Origin of the sequence: Paraflavitalea devenefica (assembly GCF_011759375.1) — a bacterium.
Taxonomy (GTDB): Bacteria; Bacteroidota; Bacteroidia; order Chitinophagales; family Chitinophagaceae; genus Paraflavitalea; species Paraflavitalea devenefica.
Map to the genome: position 1 here is coordinate 1 of NZ_JAARML010000022.1, position 542 is coordinate 542.

The 542-nt window shown below is 44.8% G+C and carries 1 protein-coding gene; it reads right to left on the minus strand.

The genetic code is table 11. From position 1 onward, the window contains the following. Window positions 1–101: 101 nt before the first annotated feature. Window positions 102–542: ATP-binding protein (locus HB364_RS32880; RefSeq protein ID WP_167292700.1), on the minus strand; the 441-nt coding region annotated here is incomplete at its 5' end.

Consider the following 542-nt stretch of genomic DNA (forward strand, 5'->3'; position numbering starts at 1 on the left):
GTAAATTCTTGGCATGTTGACCCATCATTCCTCGATGTTGACCCACCCCTGATGGTAGGCAATAAAAGAAAGAGCTTGATGCGTGTTAAAAATACAAAGGGTTATTGATTGGCTTTTGATTTTTTTCTTCTCAGGGATTCACCTTTAAGCTCAATACGCAGTGCATTAGCTGTCATTCTGTCCATAATAGCATCGGCAAGGGTTGGATCATTGATATATTCATACCATTTCGCCACGGGAAGTTGAGAAGTAACTATAATGCTTTTCTTTCCATAGCGGTCTTCCAGTAATTGTAATAAAGTAAGTCGTATTTCCTGGGTCAGCGGCTGCAGGCCAAAGTCATCCAGTATGATCAGGGTTTGACGTTCCAGGTGATTGAGCATTTTAATGTATGACCCATCCAGTTTGGACAGTGTTACTTTCTCAATAAGCCGGTTCATGTTGAGATAGGCGGTTTTATATCCCTGCAGGCAGGCCTGGTGTCCGAGGGCGCAAGCCAGGAAGCTCTTGCCGCAGCCGGTAGCGCCGGTGATCAGGATGTT